We start from the raw sequence: 22,533 nt of genomic DNA, 5'->3' as shown, positions 1-22,533 counted from the left end.
TCCCGCTCGGGCTTTTTCGTCTGCAGTGAGGCTTACAGGGCCTCGTAGAGCTCCCGTGCCAGCGAGGCGGTCTCGGACGGCGTCTTGCCGACCTTGACGCCCGCGGCCTCGAGGGCCTCCTTCTTGCCCTGGGCGGTGCCCGCACCGTCGGAGACGATGGCTCCCGCGTGGCCCATGGTCTTGCCCTCGGGAGCGGTGAAGCCCGCGACGTAGCCGACGACCGGCTTGGTCACGTTGGCCTTGATGTACTCGCCAGCCTTCTCCTCGGCGTCGCCACCGATCTCACCGATCATGACGATCAGCTTGGTCTCGGGATCCTTCTCGAACGCCTCGATGGCGTCGATGTGGGTGGTCCCGATGACCGGGTCGCCGCCGATGCCGATGGCGGTCGAGAAGCCGAGATCGCGCAGCTCGTACATCATCTGGTAGGTCAGGGTGCCCGACTTCGAGACCAGACCGATCGGCCCCTTGCCGGTGATGTTGTTCGGCGTGATGCCCACCAGCGCCTCACCCGGGGTGATGATGCCGGGGCAGTTCGGGCCGATGATGCGGGTCTTCTCGCCCTTCTCCACGTTGTAGGCCCACGCGTAGGCGGAGTCCTGCACCGGGATGCCCTCGGTGATGACCACGAGCAGCGGGATCTCCGCGTCGATGGCCTCGATGATGGCGTCCTTGGAGAACTTCGGCGGCACGAAGGCGATCGAGGTGTCGGCCCCGGTCTCCTTCATCGCCTCGGCGACCGAGGCGAACACCGGGAGCTCGACGTTGTTGCCGTCGGCGTCGACGTGCGAGACGGTGGTGCCGGCCTTGCGTGCGTTGACACCGCCCACGACGTTGGTGCCGGCCTTGAGCATCAGGGCGGTGTGCTTGGTGCCCTCGCCGCCGGTGATGCCCTGGACGATGACCTTGTTGTCCTTGTTCAGAAAGATCGACATTTCCGTGGCTCCCTTACTTGCTCGCCAGCTCGGCGGCCTTGTCGGCGCCCGAGTCCATGGTTTCGGCGAGCGTGACCAGCGGGTGGTTCGCATCGGCCAGGATCTTGCGGCCTTCGTCGACCTTGTTGCCGTCGAGGCGGACGACCAGTGGCTTGTTGGCGTCCGACCCCAGCTTCTCCAGAGCCCCGACGATGCCGTTGGCGACGGCGTCACACGCGGTGATGCCGCCGAAGACGTTCACGAAGACGCTCTTGACCTGCTCGTCGCCGAGGATGACGTCGAGACCGGCGGCCATGACCTCGGCCGAGGCGCCGCCGCCGATGTCGAGGAAGTTCGCGGGCTTCACGTTGTTGTGCTTCTCACCGGCGTAGGCGACCACGTCGAGGGTCGACATGACCAGGCCCGCGCCGTTGCCGATGATGCCGACCTCACCGTCGAGCTTGACGTAGTTGAGGTCGTTCTCCTTGGCCTTGAGCTCCAGGGGATCGGTGGCGTCGCGATCCTCGAACTCCTCGTGGCCGGGCTGACGGAAGTCGGCGTTGGCATCGAGGGTGACCTTGCCGTCGAGGGCGAGGATCTGATCGTCCGGGGTGCGGACGAGCGGGTTGACCTCGACCAGGGTGGCGTCTTCGCCGACGAAGACCTCCCAGAGCTTCGAGATGGTGACCGCTGCGGCGTCGAGCACCTCGGCAGGGAGGTGACCCTGCTCGGCGATCGAGCGCGCGGTCTCCAGGTCGACACCCTTGACGGCGTCGACGGCGACCCTCGCGAGGCGCTCGGGCTTGGTCGCGGCGACCTCTTCGATCTCCATGCCGCCCTCGACCGAGCACATGGCCAGGTACGAGCGATTGGTGCGATCGAGCAGGAAGGAGATGTAGTACTCCTCCGCGATGTCGCTGGCCTCGGCGACCAGCAGCTTCTTGACGACGTGGCCCTTGATGTCGAGGCCAAGGATGTTGGAAGCGTGGGACTGCGCGTCGTCCGGGGTCGCGGCGTACTTCACGCCGCCTGCCTTGCCACGCCCGCCGGTCTTGACCTGCGCCTTGATCATCACAGGCTTGCCGATTTCCTCGGCGATCGCCCGCGCGTCGGCGGCATCATCGGTCACCCGACCGGGTGTGGTGGGAACCCCGTGCTTGGCGAACAGTTCCTTCGCCTGGTATTCGAAGAGATCCATTCAGCTCACCATCTCGTAGATTTGCCCGCGCAAGGGTGTAATGCGGGCCATATCGGACTCTAAACCTGTCGGAAATCGCCACCCCGCGCGCACCCTGCGCTTGTGCGACAGATCACTCGCTCGGTCGGTTCTCACAGCTGTGGGTGATGTACGTGAGGTATCGACCGTTGAGCAGCGGTTACTCCGTCGCGACGCCCAACCCCACCCCAGCGGCGTCGATACTCTCTTGTGAACAGGAGATTCTCGATCTCGACGAACCACGCCGAAGTCATGTGACTCAGCTCACAATATCCCGGTATGCCCGTTTCTACGGTTGGACTTGCCGCAATCATTTCGTTACCGTCGGCTTTCAGCAGTTGGTCACAGAAGGATTACGGACGTTTACTTCGGATCCGCGCAACGAAGAGATGAGGTGGACGATTTGGCGGGACTCGATGTCTCACGCGGATCGAGCCGCGTCCGATCGGGCGGACTGCTCGATGACGTCACAGCGGAAGAGATGACCACTATCATCCCGATCGTCGATCCCGACGCCGCAGGCTACGACCTCAGCGATTACGACTTCGATTTCGCCGACTCCGACTCCACTTCTCGGAAGTCCCAGGTACAGACGTCCTCCGACGCCGGGTGGACCCCGTCGTCGTGGCAGGGCTACTACCGCCCCTCGCGCTCCGAGATCACGCAGGACATCCTGATCCCGGAGCACGAGTTCGACCAGTACGAACACGACGAGCCGTTCGACGTCGAAGGGGCCGAACTCGACATCCTCGTCGACGACGACACCGACGTCGAGACCGAGCACCTCCCCTTCCGCACCAACCCAGCCGGACAACGCGTCCGTCGCGGCGGCAAGCACCGCATCGCGGCCCCGCCGAACGCCCTCAAGGGCGGCCGTGCGGCTCTCATCGCCATGGCGGCAGGCGCAGCCGTCGCCGCGGCCTCTCAGGCCGGCACGAGCAGCGAGGCGCCCGCCCCGGTGAACGCGGCAGCCGTCAACGACGCCGCCGCCCAGACCGCGGCGCCCGTCGACCTCGGACCAGGGGTCGCCGCCGCCACGGCCCAGACAGACCAGATGAAGGTCTTCGGCGACCAGCTGGCCGTCGGCGCCAAGCGGGCCGAGGCAGAGGCGCGTGTCGACGCCATGAACCGGCGGCCGTTCTATCAATCACCGATCCCGCTCGGCAAGTACGACTTCACCTCCTCCTTCGCGATGCGCTGGGGCACCATGCACGGCGGCATCGACATGGCCGCTCCGCTGGGCACCCCCATCCACGCCGCCACCGACGGGGTCGTCATCAAGGCCGAGCCCGCCTCCGGCTACGGCCACTGGGTGCAGATCAAGGCCGCCGACGGCACGGTCACGATGTACGGCCACATGGCCTCCTCGGGCGTCCTGGTCCACGCGGGCCAGCGCGTCACGGCCGGCGACGTCATCGCCCTCGTCGGCAACGAAGGGTTCTCCTTCGGTCCGCACCTGCACTTCGAGGTGTGGAAAGACGGCGTCACCAAGATCGACCCGGTGCCGTGGCTCGCCGCCAAGGGCATCAAGCTCTCCGGCTACACCGGCTAAGAGACTCCTGCGCCCCTGGGTGCGAGCAGCTTTTCCACCCTCACTGCGGTGCGAGGAGCGACGAGCTTCGAAGGCCCGCCGCCCTCACCACCGCTAGAGCTTGTCGCCGGGGATGCCGCCCGCGGTCAGGAGCGTGACGCGTCCGGCGCTGCCGCCGTAGTCGATCGTCACACGTTCGGTGGCGCCGCTTCCTTCTTTGGCCACGACCTTGCCCATGCCGTACTTGGGATGGTTGTGGCGGTCACCGATGTCGAGTTGCACCTGCTTGTTGCGCCCACGGGCCGGGTCGGCCGAGTACGACGACCTACCCCGGGCGGACGACGAACCGGAGAACGCACCGTCCCGGCCGAACACACCGCCCGACGACCCGCCGAAGCCCCGCATCCCACGGCGGGGCTCGGTGCGCCGCCAGTCGATCAGATGCTGCGGGATCTCTTGCAGGAAGCGGGATTCGGGATTGGACACCGGTTGTCCCCACGACGCCCGGGTCACCGACCGGGTCAGGTAGAGGCGCTGCTTGGCGCGCGTGATGCCGACGTAGGCCAGGCGCCGCTCCTCGCTCAGCTCGGCCGGGTCGCCCAGTGCGCGCATGTGGGGAAAGTGTCCGTCCTCCCAACCGGTCACGAAGACGACCGGGAATTCCAACCCCTTCGCGGTGTGCAGGGTCATCATCGTGACAACGCCCTCACCTTCGTCCGGGACCTGATCGGCGTCGGCGACCAGTGACACTCTCTCGAGAAACGCTGCGAGAGAACCCGGTTCGGGCTCACCCTCGCGATCGACCTCCACCTCGGGGTCGTCGTCGTCGGCGTCGATCTGGGCCGCATCGGCACTGAATTCCCTTGCCACGGCGACGAGTTCGTTGATGTTGTCGAGGCGGGCACCGTCTTGCGGATCGTTGGACGCCTCCAGCTCGGCGCGGTACCCGGAGCGCTCGACGATGGCGTCGACGAGCTCGCCGATGTCCGCCGACTCCTCGGTGGCGTCGAGGAACACGACGTCGGACTCGTCGGAGTCGCTCGCGCCGAAGTGGGTGAGGAAGTCCGAGCGCAAGCCCTCGATCAGTTCGACGAATCCGCCGATCTGCTTGACCGCCCGCGTGTTCAACAGCGCGACCTTGCCCTCGGCCGCGTCCATCAGCGACTCGTAGAAGCTCCGGCCGGTGTTCTCCGAATGCACGGCGACGCACGCCTCGGCGCGATCGCCGATACCGCGCCGCGGCGTGTTGAGGATGCGACGCAGGCTCACCGAGTCGTCGGGGTTGGCGACCACCCGGAGGTAGGCGACCACGTCCCGCACCTCTTTGCGCTCGTAGAACTTGGTGCCACCCACCACCTTGTACGGGATTCCGTGACGGACGAAGACCTCTTCGATCGCACGCGATCCCGTGTTGGTGCGGTAGAACACCGCCACATCCGAGTACTTGTGGCTCGACGATCCGCCGATCGAGTAGTCGGTGAGCTCCTCGATCTCCTTGGCGATGAAGGTGGACTCGTCGCGATCGGAGTCGGCGACGTATCCGACGATGAGTTCGCCGTCGCCGGAGTCGGTCCACAACCGCTTCTCGCGACGGTTGGCGTTGCGCGAGATCACGGCGTTGGCCGCCGACAGGATCGTCTGCGTCGAGCGGTAGTTCTGTTCGAGGAGAACGGTTTCGGCCGAGGGGAAGTCCCGCTCGAATTCCTCGATGTTGCGGATGGTGGCGCCACGGAACGCGTAGATGGACTGGTCGGCATCACCGACCACGCAGAGTTCGGAGGGTTCCAGACCACTCGCGGTCGTCTGCTCGCCGACCAGCTCGCGGATGAGCACGTACTGGGCGTGGTTGGTGTCCTGGTACTCGTCGACCAGGACGTGCCGGAACCGGCGCCGGTAATACTCGGCCACCTGCGGGTGGCGATGCAGCAGCGCGACGGTCTCGCCGATCAGGTCGTCGAAGTCGAAGGCGTTGGCGGCGCGCAGGCGGCGCTGGTACTCGGCGTAGATCCGCGCGATCGTGGTCGACGTCGGGTCGTCCTCGTCGGCCGATGCCTGCGCCGCGTCGGGCGGGATCAGCTCGTTCTTGAAGTTGGAGATGGCCACCGAGACGCCTCGCGGGCTGAACTTCTTCGGGTCCAGCTCGAGGTCGCGGATGATCATGCCCAGCAGACGCTTCGAGTCGTCGGCGTCGTAGATGGAGAAGTTGGAGTTCATCGACTCCAGCAGCCCGGACTGGGCGCGCAGGATGCGGACGCACGTCGAGTGGAACGTCGAGACCCACATGTAGGCGGCACGCGGGCCGACGAGGTCGATGACACGCTCGCGCATCTCCGCGGCGGCCTTGTTGGTGAACGTGATCGCCAGGATCTGCCCCGGGGTGACATCGCGCGCCGCCAGCAGATACGCGATCCGGCGGGTCAGGACGGCGGTCTTGCCGGACCCCGCGCCGGCCACGATCAGCAGCGGGGCGCCGGCGTGCAGCACCGCCGCGCGCTGCTGCGGGTTCAGGCCTTCGAGCAGGCGCGCGACCCGGTCGTCGGACGTCCGACCCGAAGGTGCGGACCCCGCGCGACCGGCGAGAAGAGGGGCAGAAGAAGAGCTGTTCATCGGTTGTCCAGGCTACCCGCCCGGACCGACACGTTTCCGGGCGCCGGGCGCCGACGACGTCGTGCGAACAGTGGACCTGCCGCGTGCGTTGACACCCCGAGCGTCATGCCCCGCGGCTACGATGACCCGGTATCAGTGGCTCGGGGTGGCCCCTCTGCGGACCGTCGCACGCGGGGACTCGCCCCGGCGAGGAGAAAGAGCCGCCCATGAAGAGACCGTCCGTCGTTCCCGCCGCCATCACCCTCGGTGTCGGAGCACTGGCCCTCGTCATAGCGCTCGTCCTGTCGTTTGTGCCGTTCAGCAGCGCGGGGACCGTCGAACCCACGCCCGCGTTCCGCGCCCAGAAGAGCCTCGACGAGGTGCTGTTCAAGATGGCGACCAGCCCGGCGGCCCAGTTCACCGGCAAGGTCACCTACACCTACGACGACGAACGGGGCGACGGGACGGTCGAATTCGACGAGTTGATCGTGACCACGTCCAACACGGCCGAGGGCACCATCTCGCTCGGCTCGCAGCAGGGCGAGTACCGCCAGATCGGCAACAGCCCCTTCATCAGCGCCCCGAGTGCGCTGTGGACCGAACTGCTCGTCGACGCCGAGAAGACCAACCTCGACGCCGCGCCGCTGGACAACAAGTGGGCCTCGACCCGCTTCACGAGCATGCCGCGCCTGGGCACGATCCTGGGCCCCGACAACCTCGCCGGCGACATCGGCAACATCGAGACCGACTCCGAACCCCAGCTCGGTGCCGAACTCCCCACGCCCAACAAGGGCACGCCCGACGCCCGCCGCTGGCCCACCTCGGACCCGCCGATCGAGTTCATCGGCGACGACAAGGTGAAGCTGGGCACGTGGGAGGTCACGTTCGATCCGGAGACCAAGAACGTCACGCACGTCAAGGGGCAGAGCGTGCAGGACTCCGTCACCTACGACATCGACACCGCGGTCAGCCTGCAGCCCGCCGATCAGGCGCAGAAGGTGTTCGCCAACCAGCGCGCACTCGTGTCGGACCTGCTGTCGGTTCCGGCGCCCGGCCTGTGGATGAAGCAGCCGGTGGTCACCTCGCGTCAGACCGGCGCATGCACCACGTCGTCCTGCGCGTTCGACTACACGGTCCAGGGCAGCCCCTACACCGACGACGTGCGCGGCCACTTCAACTACGGTCTGACCCTCAACTTCGCGGTGGGCAACCGTCCGCCCGGTGCGGTCGGCGGTGAGTGCAAGGTCGTCCTGCGCGTCGATTTCGGTCGCAACGGCACCACCCGGTGTGCGGCGACCAACCTCCCGCCGGACACCAACATCGGTTCGCGGTACAGCTTCACCTACCTCGCCTTCCTCGATGCGACCACCGATGAGCTCAACGATCTGATCGACAACAACGAGAAGCAGACCAACACCGAGATCGTCTACGTGCGGACCGGCAACAAGGAGCCGCAGCAGGCACGATTCGGCGCCAGCGTCACCGGGCTGCCGAGCTACTACGCCATCAAGCGCGGCGACTACCTCTTCGACGGCATCGGCACCGACGGCAACATGCACATCACCTTCGGCGAGGGGTACAGCGAACACCTCGCGGGCGGCGTCTTCGATCCCTCCTGGGAGGGCACCGAGGTCCTCCGGAAACAGATGGAACAGCAGGTCGCCGCCGCCGGTGACGCGAAGGTCGTCTACTTCGTCGCCGAGGAGGACGCGGCGACGGCCCTCCGTACGTTGATCGCCCAGGAGAACCAGAGCGACAACATCTCCGCCTACCACTACGACTAGCGCGGTCAGCCGGCGAAGCGCGCCTCGGCCGCCTCGCCCACCCGCCCGGCACCGGTGTGCAGGCGAAGCCCCGGAGTCAGGGGGCGCAGGTCGATGTGGTCACCGCCGCCGTCGAGACGCACGTAGGTCGCGCCGAGTCCGGCGCGGACCGGCACCCGGACCGGGGCCCCGCCCTCGAGGGCGATCTCGACCTCGCCGTCGCGCGTCGCGCAGTAGCTGAGTGCGACCGTCCACGGCCACGAGAACAGCGGACCGTCGAGGCGCAGTTCCGTGGGACCGTCGACCTCGGGCAGCCTGCACGTTCCGGGGCCCGCCCCGATGATGCGTCGCTGCGTGACCCCGCCGGGCACCAGGTTGCCCGCGGTGTCGAGGACGAGCTGGCGGTCCGTGGAGTCGCCGAACGCCGGCCGCGGGTCGACCCGCCCGAAGATGCGGCTGACCTGGTTGTCGGGGTAGACGAACGGTTGCAGGATCTCCAGCGGCACCGACTGATCGAGCAGCGTCGCATCGGCATTGTCGTGCAACGATGCGACGGCGGTGTCGAGGTACTCCCCCGTCGGGTTGTCCCGCCACGATGACGAGAACGCGACCATCGACACCAGGGCCGACACGACGACGAACGCCCCGGCGACCGCGGCCGAGGCGACGAGCACCGATCGGCCCTCGCCGAGCTCGTGACCGGCGTCCTCGTGCTCCCGGGCGTGCCGTCCGCCGGTCATCTCGGGTATCCGCGCCCCGGGCGTCCTCTTCTCGGAGATCTTCTTCCCCGGGGTTCTCGACGGCGCGGCGAACAGCAGGGCGATCGCGATCGCGAAGACCATCGCGGTGTCGGGCAGGTAACGCATGTGCTGCGCCAACTCGATGGCCGTCTGGGGACTGGACCGGTTCCACATCACCGGTATCTGCGCTGCCACCGCGTACACCGCCGCACAGGCGACGATCGCGGCGCCGCCTCGCTTGCGGCTGACGGCGACCCACGCCACCCCGGCGAGCGCGATCCAGCCGCCGACGATCATCCACACGTGCGGGAAACCGGTGGGGGGACCGGGATTCCACCGCTCCCACTCCCAGGGACCACCCATCAGCGAGGGCACGATCGCGGAGTTGACGGACCGCCACACGAGCCGGGCGGTCTGCACCGACGAATGCTCCCCGGACGTCGGGTCCGAGACGAGGAAGTACAGGACGAGCCACACCGCCGACAGTGCGGTCAAGGCGACCCACAGTTCCCGACAGACGTTCAGGGTCGACCGGATCGCGCGTGGACCGCCACGAGCCAGGACCGCGGCCACCAGGGCCACGGGCAGGATGAACACCGACTTCTCGAAGAACGCCAGCGCGACCAGGAAGATCACCGCCGAGCGGATCCACACCGTCCTGCGCCTCGCCTCGTCGACCTCGCCCCTCGCGAGCCGAACCGCGTCGGCGACGATCCACGCCATCGCGGCCTGCATGGGCAAGGTGTTGAGGCCCGCGGACCACCACGCGAAAGCAGGCACGGTCATGGGGCTGAACAGGTAGAACCCGAGCGCGATCAGCGCGCCCACCCGGGCCCGGGGCGCGATGCTCCTGACCATGCGCCACACCGCGATCGACGCAACGGCCTGCATCGCCACCAGCATGAGTGCGGGCACCACCCAGTTCAGCGGGGCCAGCCAGGTGGCCACTCCGGCGACGAGGAAGGCCGCGGGCATGAAGTGGCCGTCGTGGCTGTGCCCCAAGTACTCCCAGGACAGGATCGGCCCCGACGAGGCACGTGCGATGAGGACGAGGTCGTCCCAGTAGAAGTCACCGGTCGCGACCAGCCAGCCCCGGACGATCAGCTGACCCGCGATCAGGAAGACGGCAATCAAGGACACCATCCGCGCGTTGGGCATGCGCTCCAGTCTCCATGGGCGGCGTTGGCCTCCACACCCGAGGTCGCATGCCGCGGCAGGCGCATGCGGGACGGCGGGCATCGCCGTGGCAAAATCGGGCCGTGACCGATCGCAGCCCTGATTCCGGAGCGCAAGAACCCCGTCCGACCGGCGGGGAGTCCTTCGAGAACACGATCGACCTCGAGAAGTACCAGCTCAGCTCCGATGTCGCCGACCTTCCCGATGACATCGACCAGCTGCGCCTGGAGATCGATCGGTTGGATGCGGTCATCCTCGGCGCGATCAAACGGCGCTCGGCCGTGTCCAAGAAGATCGGGGCGGCGCGAATGGCGTCGGGCGGCCCGCGTCTGGTGCACAGCCGCGAGGTCAAGGTGCTCGAACGGTTCAAGGACCTGGGCCAGGAGGGGCACACCCTCGCGATGCTCCTGCTGCGGCTCGGGCGCGGCCCCCTGGGACGCTGACGCCGCGAACCGGCCCACGCCGTGACCGTCGCGGCCCGGCCGTCGAGCACATAGGGTGAACAGTCATGAGCACCCAGGCCCCTGGCAGCGACTTCACCGGCACCGATCACGGCGACATCACCGCGACGCAGTCCTGGCAGGCGCTCGCAGCGCATCAACCGCACGTGTACGCGATGCACCTGCGTGAGGTCTTCGCGATCGACCCCGCTCGCGGCCGCGAACTGACCGTCGACGTCGGTGATCTGCACATCGACTACTCCAAACACCGTGTGCTCCGGGAGACGCTCGAACTGCTGCTGAGTCTCGCGCGCGAGGTCGGTCTCGAGGAGATGCGCGACGACATGTTCGCCGGCGCACACATCAACACCTCCGAGGACCGCGCGGTTCTGCACACCGCGCTCCGGCTGCCCGCCGATGCGACGCTCACCGTCGACGGTCAGGACGTGGTCGCCGACGTCCACGAGGTGCTCACGCGGATGGGCGAGTTCACCGACCGGTTGCGCAGCGGAGAATGGAAAGGCCACACCGGAAAACCGATCACCGACGTCGTCAACATCGGTATCGGCGGCTCCGATCTCGGCCCGGTCATGGTCTATCAGGCGTTGCGCCACTACGTCGATGCCGGGATCCGTTGCCACTTCGTCTCCAATGTCGACCCCGCCGACATGGTCGGCACTCTCGCCGATCTCGACGCCGAGACCACCTTGTTCATCATCGCGTCGAAGACGTTCACCACGCTCGAGACGCTGACCAACGCCGCCGCCGCCCGGACGTGGTTGCTCGAGGCGCTCGCCGCCGAGTCCGACGCGGTGGCCAAGCATTTCGTCGCGGTCAGCACCAACGCCGACGAGGTGGCGAAGTTCGGCATCGACACCGACAACATGTTCGGCTTCTGGGACTGGGTGGGCGGACGGTACTCGGTGGACTCGGCCATCGGGCTGTCGGTGATGGCGGCGGTCGGCAAGGAACGGTTCGCGGAGTTCCTGCAAGGGTTCCATCTCGTCGACGAACACTTCCGCACACAACCCCTCGAGCGCAACGCGCCGGTACTCCTCGGCCTGATCGGCCTCTGGTACAACAACTTCTGGGATGCCGCCACCCGCGCCGTGTTGCCCTACAGCAACGACATGGCGCGTTTCGCCGCCTATCTCCAGCAGCTGACGATGGAATCCAACGGCAAGTCGGTGACGGCGAGCGGGCACCACGTGACCACCGAGACCGGTGAGATCTTCTGGGGTGAGCCGGGGACCAATGGCCAGCACGCGTTCTATCAGCTGCTGCATCAGGGGACCCGGATGGTCCCGGCGGACTTCATCGGTTTCGCCGAGCCGACCGACGACCTGCCCACCGCCGCAGACGGTTCCGGCTCCATGCACGACCTGTTGATGAGCAACTACTTCGCCCAGACCAAGGTGCTCGCGTTCGGCAAGACCGCCGACGAGATCTCAGCCGAAGGCGTACCGGCGCACGTAGTGGCCCACAAGGTGATGCCCGGCAACCGGCCGACCACCTCCATCCTGGCCCCCCGACTCACCCCGTCGGTACTCGGTCAGCTGGTGGCACTCTACGAGCACCAGGTCTTCGTCGAAGGCGCCATCTGGGGCGTGAATCCGTTCGACCAGTGGGGCGTCGAACTGGGCAAGACCCAGGCCAAGGAACTGCTCGGCACCATCACCAGCGTCGAAGCTCCCGCAACGCATGACGATTCGTCGACGGACGCGCTCGTCGCGTGGTACCGCGAGCGCCGGGGCCGCGCGGTCTGAGGGGTTTCGACGAGCCCACCCGGCGGGTGGATGAGGCTACTTCCAGTAGTCCTCGTCGAACACCTCGTCGGGGATCTCGTCACCCGGTTGGACGTCCAGCGCCTGGATACGGCCCATGATCGCGGCCGCGGTCGCCACGTAGGTGACGAGATCGGTTGCCTCCACGTCCCTTTCGGCGGGATCGCCACCGAGGAACTCGTAGACGGCAGGCGCGACGCAGGCACCCATGTCCAGCGACCGGGTACCGGTCGCGGTGCGCCACGCGTCGAAACTCACCGAGTCCACCGCCTCGGCGATGTCTCCGGTCCGCACCGCCCCGAGGACCTCGTCGAGAGTTGCCAGCTCCCCGGACGTACCGCTCGACGGATCGAACCCGAGGACCGACTCGGGTGCGGTCGACTCGTCGTCGTCGAGAGTGAAGTAGACGATGCCGCGCCAGTCAGCACCGACCGCCTCGATGTCGGTGCGGTCGAAGATCTCGCCGAGCAACTCGCCGACCCGGTCGCGGAGACCTCCCCCGAAGAGCTGAAAGGCACCCGACGCGACCACCTGTCCCTGCTTGTTCGCCACGTCGGTCACCTTACGCACGTCGGTCGTCCGCACGCAGATCAGTGGTCCGCACGCAGATCAGTCGTCGAGACCGAGCACGACCACGCGGCCGGTGGCCGGGGACAGGTACACGGTCGCGTCCCACTGCGCCGAGGAGAAGGCGCGGTCGAGTTCGGGTCCGCCGAGCAGTCGGCCGGTCGGTAACCACGGACGCACCACCTCGGCCGACGCACCCGGCGCGGCCACCGGCCGGGTGTCGTAGAGCTCCGACCATCGGGTCACCCGATCGGTCCCTACATCGACCACGGCGTCGAACCAATACGTGCTGGGCCCGGGCACCCGACCGGTGCCCTCGCCCCCGAGAGTCCCTGCCGCCCATGCGTCGACGCGCGCACCGGTGAGCAGCGGGAAGCGGGCCACGACCGGCTCGACGTCGCGTCGCGGTCCTGCGGTCACGGTCTTGCTCACCTGCACCGGCGTCGAGACCGGCGGCCCGGGCGTGCGATCGACCGGGTCGGACGGTCCACAGCCGGTGACCAGCGCGCCGAGTACGACGACTCCCGCGCACACCGGCCGGAATCGCAAGGGAGACATCCCGTCACGATAATCGGCGCATGGAGGCGAAGCCCGGAAAATCCGTCCGGTGAATGATCCGGGCCGGTCAGATCATGCGACGGGTGACCGACGCGGGCAGGTACTTCAACGCTGCCGCGATGGGCGTCCACGGCCAACCCGGCACCGGGGCCCAGTCCTTCTCGGCCTCGATCGCCGTGACCATCGCATCGACGCCCTTGTCCGTGTCGACCATCAGCGACGTCTTGACGCCACGGTTGATGTCGGTCTCGATGTAACCCGGCGCGACGACCGTCACGGTGATGGGTGAGTTCGCGAACTCCGCCTGCAGACCCTGACCGAGTGCGGTCAGGCCCGCCTTGGACGCCGAGTAGGCGGCCTGGGCTCTCGGCATACCGCGGACCCCCGAGATCGAGCTGATGAGGACGAGGTGTCCGGCGTTCTGGGCACGGAAGATCTCCAGCGCGGCCTCCGCCTGCGCGAGCGCACCGACGAGATTGGTCTGCACGGTCTCGATGTTGGCCGCCGCGTTGCCCGTTCCGAGCGGGGCACCCTTGCCGAGGCCCGCGTTGACGATGACCCGGTCGAGGCCGCCGAGCCGGTCGGCGAGCTGACCGAACACCGTCGGCACGGATGCGAGATCGGTGACGTCGAGCGCTTCCACCTCGACCCGTGCGGCGGCGGGCCGGATCTGATCCGCGAGCTCGTCCAGCTTCTCGACGCGACGCGCGGCCAACCCGAGCGCACGTCCCTGGTCGGCGAACCGGCGGGCCATGCCCGCACCCAGTCCCGAACTCGCACCGGTGATGAGGATTCTCTGCCGTGTCGTCACGACGCCAGGCTACCGGCCGGTAGCCCCGCGTCCCGGCCGGCCCGCGCTCACTTCAACAGACGTGACATCCGACGGTCGGCCAGGACCTTGCCGCCGGTCTGACAGGTGGCGCAGTACTGGAACGACCGGTCGGCGAAGGACACCTCGCGCACGATGTCGCCACACACCGGGCACGGCAGGCCCGTACGGGCATGGACGCGCAGACCGGTGCGCTTCTCCGACTTGAGCCGTGCCACCGTCTGACCCTCCAGGCGATCGGTCGCGTCGGTGAGTACCTCGCGCATGGCGTCGTAGAGCGTGGCCACCTGGTCCGGTTTCAGGGTCTTCGACGACGCGAACGGCGACATGCGGGCGGTGTGCAGGATCTCGTCGCTGTAGGCGTTGCCGATCCCGGCGATCACCCGCTGATCGGTGAGCACGTTCTTGATCCGGCCCGTGGTCCCGGCGAGGACGGCGGCGAACTGTTCCAGGGTGAGTTCGAGCGCATCGGGACCGAGTCCGGCGACACGCTCGATGTCGGTGAGCTCCCGCACCAGCCACACTGCGAGCCGTTTCTGGGTGCCGGCCTCGGTGACGTCGAACCCCTCCCCCGGCAATCCACAGTGGACGCGCAGCGCGATGGGACTCTTGCCGCCGGGCCGCAACGGCCGGGGCGAGAGTTCCTCGCTCCATCGCACCCATCCGGCGCGCGACAGATGGATGACCAGCTGCAGCAACGGCTCTGGGGCCGTGGCCGCCGACCCGGGAATGGTACGGATGACCAGGTACTTTCCCACCCGCCCGACCGATTCGACGATGCGCTCGTGCAACGCGCTGTACGGCGGGTCGGCGGTCTTGAGCACCGACAACGACGCGACATCGACCCTGCGGATCGGGAGTCCGGCCGCGCGTCCGTCGACATAGTCGGCGATGGCGGCCACCTCTGGAAGCTCAGGCATGCCAACAGTGTGCTCTAGTTGAGGGATGAACTCCCGTCTTTCCGATGCCGAACTGGCTGCCCGGATCGCGCAGGGGGCCGGGGAGGTACTTCTCGGAATCCGTTCCGGCGGACTGCTCGGCGGGGCCATGCTCGGCGATGTCGGGGATGCGCTTGCCCAGGCATGGATCTCGACGGTGCTGCGCAAACACCGTCCCCGGGACGCGGTGTTGAGCGAGGAGGCCGCCGACGTCGGCGACCGGTCCACCGCGCAGCGCGTCTGGATCATCGACCCTCTCGACGGCACAAGGGAATTCGCCGGCGGCTCGGCGGACTGGGCCGTGCACGTCGCGCTCACCGAGAGCGGGATCGTCACCGAGGCATCGGTGTCGCTGCCCGCGACGGGCGAGTTGTTCCGCTCCGACACGGTCGAGGAGACCGACGGGCCCCTCACGCGTCGCCTCGTCACCTCCCGCTGGGGCGGGTCGTATGAGACCAGCTACGTCGCCAACCGACTCGGCTTACAGATGGTGCCGGTGGGGTCGGCGGGCGCGAAGGCGATGGCCGTCGTCCGTGGCGATGCCGATGCCTATGTCCACGCCGGCGGTCAATACGAATGGGACAACGCAGCGCCGGTCGGGGTCGCGCTGGCTGCCGGGCTGCACTGCAGCCGTCTGGACGGTTCGGAGATCGTCTACAACAACCGGCATCCGTACATGCCCGACTTCGTGATCTGCCGCAGCGAGATCCGCGAGGAGATGCTGGCGGCCCTGCAGCAGATCTGGTGACCCCGACACCGTGAACGGAGTCGGCGACGCGGTCGTACGGATCGGGCCCGCACTGATTGTCGTCGTCGTACTGCTGGCGGTGGCCGCGGCGGTGGTCAACCGCCGGTCCGGTCTGGCCACCGAGACCCTCGTGGCGGTGCTGCGTGCCGTCGCGCAACTCGCCGCACTGGCCGCGGTGCTGGCGGTGGTCGTCCCCCACCTGTGGGCCTCCGCGCTGTTCGTCCTTCTCATGGCGTCGGCAGCGGCGTGGACGTCGGCCCGGCGCGTGCACCCGGAGCGCTCCGGCGTCGTCGGGATCGCGTGGTGTGCGGGTCCCGTCGCCCTGCCAACCATCGTCATCGTCACCGCACTCGTCGTCATCGGAGTACTTCCCGCCCGCGGGATCGCCGTCATCCCGACGGCCGGAATCCTCATCGGTGGCGCGATGGTCACCACGTCGCTCGCCGGGCGCCGGGCGCATGACGAGTTGAGGGTGCGCCGCGGCGAGGTGGACGCAGCGTTGTCGCTGGGTCTGCTCTCGCGGGACGCGCGCATGGAGATCTGCGGGCCCGCCGCGTCGAGTGCCCTCATCCCCGGACTCGATCAGACCAAGTCGGTGGGGCTCGTCACCATCCCCGGCGCGTTCGTGGGCATGGTCCTCGGCGGCGCCTCGGTGTGGGCTGCGGCGGCGATGCAGTTGTTCGTCCTCGTGGCACTCTTGACCGTCAGTTCCATCGCCATGCTCGTCACCGTCGAACTCGTTGCCCGCGAACGACTGTGAACCCTGAACACCTGCAGACGGGTGCCGGTACTCAGTGCGCCTTGCGGATGAGATAGATGTCCATGATCCAGCCGATGCGTTCCCTGGCCTCCGTGCGGGCAGCGACGATGCGGTCGGTGACATCGGCGACCCTGCCGCTGATGAGGATCTCGTCGTCGGTGCCCACGTAGGCGCCCCACCAGATGTGGTCGTCCGGGCTCGCCGTGTGCCGGAAGGCGAGTTCACCGTCGAGCATCACGATCTGGTTCGCGTCCGCTCCGGCGGGGGTGTCGGCCAGGCGCCGTCCGGTGGTGATGTGGATGGGTTCCCCGACGCGGTTGGCGACGATGCCGTGCGCCGCGGTGAGCGCGCTCGCGCTGGTGACACCGGGGATCACCTCGACGGACAGGTCGAGGTCCGCGCGTGCGGCGAGGTCGTCGACGATGCGCAGCGTGCTGTCGTAGAGCGCGGGATCTCCCCAGACGAGAAAGGCGGCCACACCCCCGTCGCCCACTTCGTCGCGCAGTGCCGTGGCGATGAGGTCGGCCCGGGCCGCGTGCCAGCGGCGGACCTCCGCGTCGTAGTCCGCCGGAGCACGGTCGCGCGGCGGGTCGGGAATCTCGACCAACGACGATCCCTGCCGCGCATGGGCGTCGAGAACGGCGCGTCGGGCATCGAGCAGACCGCTCTTGGACGTCCCTTTCTCGAGTGCCAGGAACACGTCCACGTCGGCCATCGCATCGATGGCCTGCAACGTGATCTGACGCGGGCCGCCGGGGCCGATCCCGATGACTCGCAGCGTGATTCGCACGGTCAGATCTTCACCCTCGGGAGCCCGTGCTTGCGGGCGGTCATGTCCAGGATCAGCTGGCGGGGTGCGAGCCTTCTCAGCAGGAAGACCACGCCCGCCTGATTACCCCTGGCGTAGAACGGCTTCGGATGGTCGGCGAGAGCGGCGTCGACGATCTGGGCGGCCATGCTCTCGGCACTGATGCCGGCGTCCTCGTTGCGTCGGGTCGCGGCCGCGAGTGTCTCGTACTCCTCGCGGTAGACCGAGTTCTCACCCACGAAGATGCTGCGCCGGTCGCCGATCCCGGTGGCGATCGTGCCCGGTTCCACACTGATCATGCGGATTCCGTAGGGCGCGAGCTCCCGTCGTGACGCCAGCGCGAATGCCTTGAGCGCGGACTTGGTCGCGGCGTAGTTCGACCGGAAGGCGACCGGGAAGCTCGACAGCATCGAACCGACCATCACCACCGTGCCGCGACGCCGCTCCCGCATGCCCGGCAGGACCGCCTTGGTCAGCGCGATCGGACCGAACACGTTGACGCGGAACAGATCCTCGATCGCCGACAGCGGCGTGTCCTCGAGCGCACCCGCCTGCGACTCCCCCGCGTTGTTGACGAGAATGTCCACCTCACCGACCAGAGCTGCGCACGATGCCGCCGAGTCGTAGTCGGCATTGTCGAGGCGGACATAGGTGACACCGGGGATGGGGGCACGCACGGCGTCGGGGTTGCGGGTGGTGCCGAAGACGCGATGGCCTCGGGACACGAACTGGCGTGCCACCTCGGCCCCGATGCCGCTGGTCGCGCCGGTGACGAGGACAGTCTGAGAACTCACGACCGCAACGGTAGCGCAGCGGCCGAGACGTCAGACGAGCTTGTCGTACCGGCGGGTGAGGATGCTGAGCTCGGCGGCGACCCGCTCGGTGTCGGGGCCGTAGGGGCGCCGCGGGTTTCGGGTGAACCAGTCGGCGAGCCGCTGGCCCGGTGTGCGCCGACCTGCCGGCGTGCGCCGCGCGGCGAGGGCCAGGATTCCGGATGCGCCTGCGACCGAGGCGACAACGACGAAGGCGAGAACGAAAACGAGTGTCATGGCAGTAATCATCTGCTCGCATGTTTTCGGCCACCAGTGGCAGCTATGTCATTCTTCGCAAATTATCCGCCATACTGGTCGTGTGCTGCATTCGATCGGTGTCCTCCTGTACGGGCACGTCGCGCTGTTCGAGTTCGGGGTCGTCCACGAGGTGTTCGGTCTCGATCGCACCGACGACGACGTACCCGCCTTCGACTTCCGCGTCGCCACACCGGATCCCGGGACTTCGCTCGCCGTCGGCAACGGGGTGTCGATCCAGGTGTCGCACACCCTCGACGAATGCCGCGACGTCGACCTCGTCGTCATCCCCGGCGGCAGCGTGAGCGGCGACTACCCCGACGAGGTACTCGACACCATTCGCGCGGTCGTCGACAACGGAGGACGTGTCCTCACCGTCTGCTCGGGTGCGTTCGTGGCCGGCGCGGCCGGACTCCTCGACGGCCGCCGGTGCACCACCCACTGGCGTTACGGCAGCCATCTGGCCCGCATGTTCCCCCGGGCGCGGGTCGACACCGACGTGCTCTTCGTCGACGACGGGCCCGTCACCACGAGTGCGGGCACCGCGGCTGGCATCGACGCGTCCCTGCACCTCGTCCGCGAGGCCTGGGGCCCCGCCGTCGCCAACCGGATCGCACGTCGCATGGTCGTACCGCCCCACCGCGACGGCGGGCAACGGCAGTTCGTCGACGCACCCATGCCCGCATGCACCGATGACGGTTTCGGCGCCCTGCTCGCCTGGCTGGTGGAGAACCTGGATCGCGACATCAGCGTCGACGACATGGCCGCTCGGATGCACATGTCGGGACGCACCTTCGCTCGGCGCTTCGTCGACGAGGTGGGCGTGTCCCCCCGCCGGTGGCTCACCGAGCAGCGCGTCCTGTCCGCGAAGAACCTGTTGGAATCCACGGACTGGGGTGTCGACGAGGTCGCGCGCCGCGTGGGCTTCGCGTCCGCGACGCTCCTACGACATCATTTCGCCGCATCCGTCGGCGTCTCGCCGCTGGTGTACCGACGTCGATTCGCGAAGGCGACGACGCATCCGTGAACCGGAGTCGAACACGATGGTGCCCTCGGCAGGATTCGAACCTGCGACCTACCCTTTAGGAGAGGGTTGCTCTATCCCCTGAGCTACGAAGGCGACTCGGCGGGCGTGGCCACCGACAGCGGGAGTCTACTTGAGCAACCGTCTCCGACGACAATGCCCACGGCACCGCGAGTCGGCATCGAGAACGCGTCAGATGGTGAAGATCGTGTAGTTGGTCCCGAGGCGTCGGTTCGCCGCACGCACCCGCCGGACCGACGCCCACGACACCGCACCGGCGACCACCGAGACGGCGCCGGCCACTAGTGCGGCTTCATCGGAATTCCAGGTCAGCGCCAGACCCGCAGCAACGATGCAGCAGATCGCGGTCAGTGCTGCACATGCCATCAGCATCGCTATCTTCCTCATGCACTTCAGCGTCGAGGACAACGCCCGGCGACTCATGATGCACAATTGATCATTCCGAAATCCGCGATGGAAACACGACGCGGACATCGCTGCACCCGAAGAAGGACCATGACGGGATGACCGGTACGGACGCGGGACGGGCGGTGGCGTACACGACCACGCCGGTCGTGGCCCTGCTCGATGCCGAGCACCACCCGATCCCGCTGCGTCCGCGTGTCCGGCAGGCTCTGGCCCTCTTGCTTCGGCATCGCGAGGTCGGCATCTCCGACGACGACCTCGTCGCCGGCATCTGGCCGACGCTGCGGCCCCGCCACCCGGACGCGGCGCTACGAACGGTCCTCAGCCGGTTGCGGGACAAACTGCCGCCCGGCAGCCTGCAGCGCACCACGTCCGGGTACCGACTCGCCGGCTTGCACGGACCCGGACACGTCCCTCCGCCGCTCCTGGGTCGCGACACCGATCTGCACTCGGTGGCCCGCCTGCTCGACACACACGACGCGGTCCTGGTCACCGGCCCGTTCGGCATCGGAAAGTCGCGCCTGCTCGCCGAGTTCTCGGCCGTGGGTACCAGCGCTGCGCCGCCTCGGCCCTCCCGGTGGCAGCGCATCGTGGTCCTGCCGCCCACCGTCGCCGCGCTGCGCGCGCGGGCCGGGACCGACGACGACCCCGTCGCGGCCCTCCGACGACGGTCCGGCCACTCCGACCGGACGCCCGCGCTGGTCGTCGCCGACGACATCCACCGGGCCGAACCCGCGATCATCGACCTCCTGACGGCACTCGCCGAGATGGAGCCCCTCCGCATCCTCGCCGCTTCCCCCACCGATCGGGAGGCGCCCGGGACGGTCACGGACCGACTCCGGGCCGGCCGATGGGCGCACCACGCGTTGGGCCCGTTGGACGATGCCGCCTCCGCCGCTCTCGGGCACATCGTCGGAGCGGTTGAAGTGTCTGCGGCGCATGGTAATCCGGAGCTCATCTGTGCGCTCGCGCGCGACGGCGCCGCCGCGGGCCACGGGGTGGCCGACACAGTGCGGCGTCGCCTCGCCGGACTGCCGGAGCACTGCGCGGACGCGCTCGCCCTCGTCGTCCTCGCCGGAGCCCTCGACTGGCGCACCGCCCACGAACTCGACGTCCTCGACGCCGTCGCGACGCTGGAGGACCACGGACTCGTCGCCACCGACACCGAGGGAGCACGAGCGGCGTCGGCGCTGATCGCCGAGGCCACCGAGCAGTCCCTCGGCCCGGCCCGCCGGTCGCACGTGGCCGACCGTCTGTACGCGACGGCGACGACACCGGTGATGCGGGCGTCGTGGGGGTTGCGGACTAACCGTCCGGTCGCGGTGGCCGACCTCCTCGCCGCGGGGGCGTTCCACCTGACGGCCGGCGACCCGGACAGCGCCGAACGGTTCGCCGCCGCGGCGTGGCGCGCCGAACCGACCCCCGAAGCGGGGTTCGTCTGGGCGCACGCCATGACCCTGGGCACCCTGCCGGGGCACGAGATCGCCGCGCGGCTCGCCGCCGTCCAGGCCACCCTGCCGGTCCCGTCACCGGCCATCGACACTGCGGCCGCGATCTCGGTGTTCCTCAAGGACGCCGAACCGGGGCCGGCGCGTGATCGCCTACGCGCCCCGGGGGTCGACGCGCACCCCATGGCACAGGTCGCCGACGCCCTGATCCGGACCTACACGGGCCGGCCCGACCCCGACACCCCGTGGCGTGTGCTGTCACAACAGACCGAGCCCGCCGTCCGCGGCGCCGCGTGGGCGACCTGGTTCCTCGCCGCAGACCTGACCGGAGACCGCTCCCTGACGGCCCGGCTGCCCGACCCGACGACGGCTGCCGACGAGGGCCTGTCGTCGGCCCAGTTGCACGCGATGCGCGCCCGAGCCCACCTGCGCTCCGACGACCCGGTCGGCGCCGAACGGGAGATCGCTGCGGCCAGGTCGGCCACGACGCTCGGCGACCTGCGGATGCGCGCGTGGCTGGCGACACTGCGCTCGGAACTCGCCTTCTGGAACGCGGAGTTCGCCGAGTCGGCGAGCCGTGCGGGGCACGCCGTCGAGTTGCTGCATCGCAGTCGGCATGTCAGTGACGAACGCATCGCCCGTCACTGGCTCGCTCTCACCCTCGCCGCGGCGGGAGACCCCGAGGGGGCGAGCACCGCACTCGTCGAGGCCGACCGAATGCCTGCGGCCGCGGTGATCGGCGAGCACCACGGCGACGCCGCGCGCGCTCTGATCGCCGTCGGACGCGGAGAACCCGACGCCGCGGTCTGGCTGGAACGCGGCCGGAGTCGGGCCGAGCGCCACGGGATCACCGACGACCTGCCGCTGGAGGTGGTCTCGGCGGTGCTCGCCCCCGCATCGACAACCAGCGGACCGGGCATCACGGCACATCCGGTCCGGACCCGCATCGTCGACCACCTGCGCCGGGCCACGGCCCACGATCCGCGGATGGCCCGGCTGACCGCCCGCGAACGCCAGATCCTCCGCCTGTACCGACAGCGATTCACAGCCCGGGAGATCGCTGCGCAACTCGGGATCTCCTCCGCCACCGTGCGCAACCACGTCGCCCACGGTTTTCGCACGCTCGGAGTCCACGCGCGTGGCGAGCTCCCCGACGGCCTCTGAGTCAGCGGTGCCGGACGTTGCCACAAACGGACAATCCGGACTGTGA

General features: G+C 68.5%; 20 protein-coding genes and 1 tRNA gene. 8 read left to right on the top strand and 13 right to left on the bottom strand.

Going from position 1 to position 22,533, the window contains the following annotated elements; translation table 11 throughout:
- Positions 1–32: 32 nt before the first annotated feature.
- The gene (gene sucD, locus MAY35_RS10350) at positions 33–935 is read right to left on the bottom strand and encodes a succinate--CoA ligase subunit alpha (RefSeq protein ID WP_238421214.1); all 903 of its coding nucleotides are present in this window, start codon (positions 933–935) and stop codon (positions 33–35) included.
- 13 nt (positions 936–948) lie between these two features.
- Complete coding sequence (gene sucC, locus MAY35_RS10345; protein ID WP_086537150.1) at positions 949–2,112, bottom strand: ADP-forming succinate--CoA ligase subunit beta; 1,164 nt, start codon at positions 2,110–2,112, stop codon at positions 949–951.
- Between the two features lie 412 nt (positions 2,113–2,524).
- Between sucC and MAY35_RS10340 the strand changes: the two genes are divergently transcribed.
- On the top strand, positions 2,525–3,682 hold the full coding sequence (locus MAY35_RS10340) for a M23 family metallopeptidase (protein ID WP_238421213.1): 1,158 nt from the start codon (positions 2,525–2,527) through the stop codon (positions 3,680–3,682).
- A gap of 93 nt (positions 3,683–3,775) precedes the next feature.
- On the opposite strand, the gene MAY35_RS10335 is transcribed toward MAY35_RS10340, so the two are convergent.
- A complete protein-coding gene (locus tag MAY35_RS10335) occupies positions 3,776–6,268 on the bottom strand; it encodes a UvrD-helicase domain-containing protein (protein WP_238421212.1) in 2,493 nt (830 codons plus the stop codon).
- 206 nt (positions 6,269–6,474) lie between these two features.
- Between MAY35_RS10335 and MAY35_RS10330 the strand changes: the two genes are divergently transcribed.
- The gene (locus tag MAY35_RS10330; protein WP_238421211.1) at positions 6,475–8,031 is read left to right on the top strand and encodes a hypothetical protein; all 1,557 of its coding nucleotides are present in this window, start codon (positions 6,475–6,477) and stop codon (positions 8,029–8,031) included.
- 5 nt (positions 8,032–8,036) lie between these two features.
- Here the strand turns inward: MAY35_RS10330 and MAY35_RS10325 are convergent, their stop codons facing one another.
- Complete coding sequence (locus MAY35_RS10325; RefSeq protein WP_238421210.1) at positions 8,037–9,908, bottom strand: hypothetical protein; 1,872 nt, start codon at positions 9,906–9,908, stop codon at positions 8,037–8,039.
- Positions 9,909–10,009: 101 nt separating this feature from the next.
- Here MAY35_RS10325 and MAY35_RS10320 point away from each other — a divergent pair, with 101 nt between their 5' ends.
- Positions 10,010–10,369, top strand: coding sequence for a chorismate mutase (locus tag MAY35_RS10320; protein ID WP_238421209.1), 360 nt, complete (start codon positions 10,010–10,012; stop codon positions 10,367–10,369).
- A 65-nt stretch (positions 10,370–10,434) separates the two neighbouring features.
- Positions 10,435–12,132 (top strand): glucose-6-phosphate isomerase, encoded by a 1,698-nt coding sequence (gene pgi, locus MAY35_RS10315; protein WP_238421208.1) that lies wholly within the window; start codon positions 10,435–10,437, stop codon positions 12,130–12,132.
- A 36-nt stretch (positions 12,133–12,168) separates the two neighbouring features.
- Here the strand turns inward: pgi and MAY35_RS10310 are convergent, their stop codons facing one another.
- From MAY35_RS10310 to MAY35_RS10295, 4 genes are all read right to left on the bottom strand, one after another.
- Positions 12,169–12,702, bottom strand: coding sequence for a hypothetical protein (locus MAY35_RS10310; RefSeq protein ID WP_238421207.1), 534 nt, complete (start codon positions 12,700–12,702; stop codon positions 12,169–12,171).
- 57 nt (positions 12,703–12,759) lie between these two features.
- Positions 12,760–13,275, bottom strand: a complete 516-nt coding sequence (locus MAY35_RS10305; RefSeq protein ID WP_238421206.1) for a hypothetical protein — start codon at positions 13,273–13,275, stop codon at positions 12,760–12,762.
- A gap of 67 nt (positions 13,276–13,342) precedes the next feature.
- Positions 13,343–14,086, bottom strand: coding sequence for an SDR family oxidoreductase (locus MAY35_RS10300; protein WP_238421205.1), 744 nt, complete (start codon positions 14,084–14,086; stop codon positions 13,343–13,345).
- Between the two features lie 47 nt (positions 14,087–14,133).
- Positions 14,134–15,024, bottom strand: coding sequence for a DNA-formamidopyrimidine glycosylase family protein (locus MAY35_RS10295; RefSeq protein WP_238421204.1), 891 nt, complete (start codon positions 15,022–15,024; stop codon positions 14,134–14,136).
- A gap of 25 nt (positions 15,025–15,049) precedes the next feature.
- On the opposite strand from MAY35_RS10295, the gene MAY35_RS10290 reads away from it, so the two are divergent.
- The gene (locus MAY35_RS10290) at positions 15,050–15,790 is read left to right on the top strand and encodes a 3'(2'),5'-bisphosphate nucleotidase CysQ (RefSeq protein WP_238421203.1); all 741 of its coding nucleotides are present in this window, start codon (positions 15,050–15,052) and stop codon (positions 15,788–15,790) included.
- Between the two features lie 10 nt (positions 15,791–15,800).
- Entirely contained in the window at positions 15,801–16,550 is a 750-nt protein-coding gene (locus tag MAY35_RS10285; protein ID WP_238421202.1) for an ABC transporter permease, read from the top strand.
- Between the two features lie 31 nt (positions 16,551–16,581).
- Here the strand turns inward: MAY35_RS10285 and cobF are convergent, their stop codons facing one another.
- The 3 genes from cobF to MAY35_RS10270 are packed head-to-tail and all read right to left on the bottom strand — an operon-like array spanning position 16,582 to position 18,407.
- Positions 16,582–17,340: a precorrin-6A synthase (deacetylating) gene (gene cobF / locus MAY35_RS10280; protein WP_238421201.1), complete on the bottom strand. Its 759-nt coding sequence runs from the start codon at positions 17,338–17,340 to the stop codon at positions 16,582–16,584.
- Positions 17,341–17,342: 2 nt separating this feature from the next.
- The gene (locus MAY35_RS10275) at positions 17,343–18,152 is read right to left on the bottom strand and encodes an SDR family oxidoreductase (protein WP_238421200.1); all 810 of its coding nucleotides are present in this window, start codon (positions 18,150–18,152) and stop codon (positions 17,343–17,345) included.
- 30 nt (positions 18,153–18,182) lie between these two features.
- The gene (locus MAY35_RS10270; RefSeq protein WP_238421199.1) at positions 18,183–18,407 is read right to left on the bottom strand and encodes a hypothetical protein; all 225 of its coding nucleotides are present in this window, start codon (positions 18,405–18,407) and stop codon (positions 18,183–18,185) included.
- Between the two features lie 82 nt (positions 18,408–18,489).
- Here MAY35_RS10270 and MAY35_RS10265 point away from each other — a divergent pair, with 82 nt between their 5' ends.
- A complete protein-coding gene (locus MAY35_RS10265) occupies positions 18,490–19,452 on the top strand; it encodes a GlxA family transcriptional regulator (RefSeq protein WP_238421198.1) in 963 nt (320 codons plus the stop codon).
- Positions 19,453–19,469: 17 nt separating this feature from the next.
- Here the strand turns inward: MAY35_RS10265 and MAY35_RS10260 are convergent.
- Together MAY35_RS10260 and MAY35_RS10255 are read right to left on the bottom strand one after the other, a co-directional pair.
- Positions 19,470–19,545 (bottom strand) — tRNA-Arg (locus MAY35_RS10260).
- Positions 19,546–19,641: 96 nt separating this feature from the next.
- Positions 19,642–19,857, bottom strand: a complete 216-nt coding sequence (locus tag MAY35_RS10255) for a hypothetical protein (RefSeq protein WP_238421197.1) — start codon at positions 19,855–19,857, stop codon at positions 19,642–19,644.
- 116 nt (positions 19,858–19,973) lie between these two features.
- On the opposite strand from MAY35_RS10255, the gene MAY35_RS10250 reads away from it, so the two are divergent.
- Positions 19,974–22,487, top strand: coding sequence for a LuxR C-terminal-related transcriptional regulator (locus MAY35_RS10250; RefSeq protein ID WP_238421196.1), 2,514 nt, complete (start codon positions 19,974–19,976; stop codon positions 22,485–22,487).
- Positions 22,488–22,533 lie beyond the last annotated feature (46 nt).

The sequence above is a fragment of the Gordonia sp. 'Campus' genome (assembly GCF_022206305.1).
GTDB lineage: Bacteria > Actinomycetota > Actinomycetes > Mycobacteriales > Mycobacteriaceae > Gordonia.
This window is presented reverse-complemented; position numbering and strand designations above follow the sequence as displayed.

What these genes read in the sequence shown, in the direction of transcription:
- MAY35_RS10250 (WP_238421196.1), top strand. Translation starts at nt 19,974, where the DNA reads ATGACCGGTACGGACGCGGGACGGGCGGTGGCGTACACGACCACGCCG.
- pgi (WP_238421208.1), top strand. Translation starts at nt 10,435, where the DNA reads ATGAGCACCCAGGCCCCTGGCAGCGACTTCACCGGCACCGATCACGGC.
- MAY35_RS10335 (WP_238421212.1), bottom strand. Translation starts at nt 6,268, where the DNA reads ATGAACAGCTCTTCTTCTGCCCCTCTTCTCGCCGGTCGCGCGGGGTCC.
- sucD (WP_238421214.1), bottom strand. Translation starts at nt 935, where the DNA reads ATGTCGATCTTTCTGAACAAGGACAACAAGGTCATCGTCCAGGGCATC.
- MAY35_RS10255 (WP_238421197.1), bottom strand. Translation starts at nt 19,857, where the DNA reads ATGAGGAAGATAGCGATGCTGATGGCATGTGCAGCACTGACCGCGATC.
- MAY35_RS10290 (WP_238421203.1), top strand. Translation starts at nt 15,050, where the DNA reads ATGAACTCCCGTCTTTCCGATGCCGAACTGGCTGCCCGGATCGCGCAG.
- sucC (WP_086537150.1), bottom strand. Translation starts at nt 2,112, where the DNA reads ATGGATCTCTTCGAATACCAGGCGAAGGAACTGTTCGCCAAGCACGGG.
- MAY35_RS10325 (WP_238421210.1), bottom strand. Translation starts at nt 9,908, where the DNA reads ATGCCCAACGCGCGGATGGTGTCCTTGATTGCCGTCTTCCTGATCGCG.
- MAY35_RS10305 (WP_238421206.1), bottom strand. Translation starts at nt 13,275, where the DNA reads ATGTCTCCCTTGCGATTCCGGCCGGTGTGCGCGGGAGTCGTCGTACTC.
- MAY35_RS10295 (WP_238421204.1), bottom strand. Translation starts at nt 15,024, where the DNA reads ATGCCTGAGCTTCCAGAGGTGGCCGCCATCGCCGACTATGTCGACGGA.
- MAY35_RS10330 (WP_238421211.1), top strand. Translation starts at nt 6,475, where the DNA reads ATGAAGAGACCGTCCGTCGTTCCCGCCGCCATCACCCTCGGTGTCGGA.
- MAY35_RS10270 (WP_238421199.1), bottom strand. Translation starts at nt 18,407, where the DNA reads ATGACACTCGTTTTCGTTCTCGCCTTCGTCGTTGTCGCCTCGGTCGCA.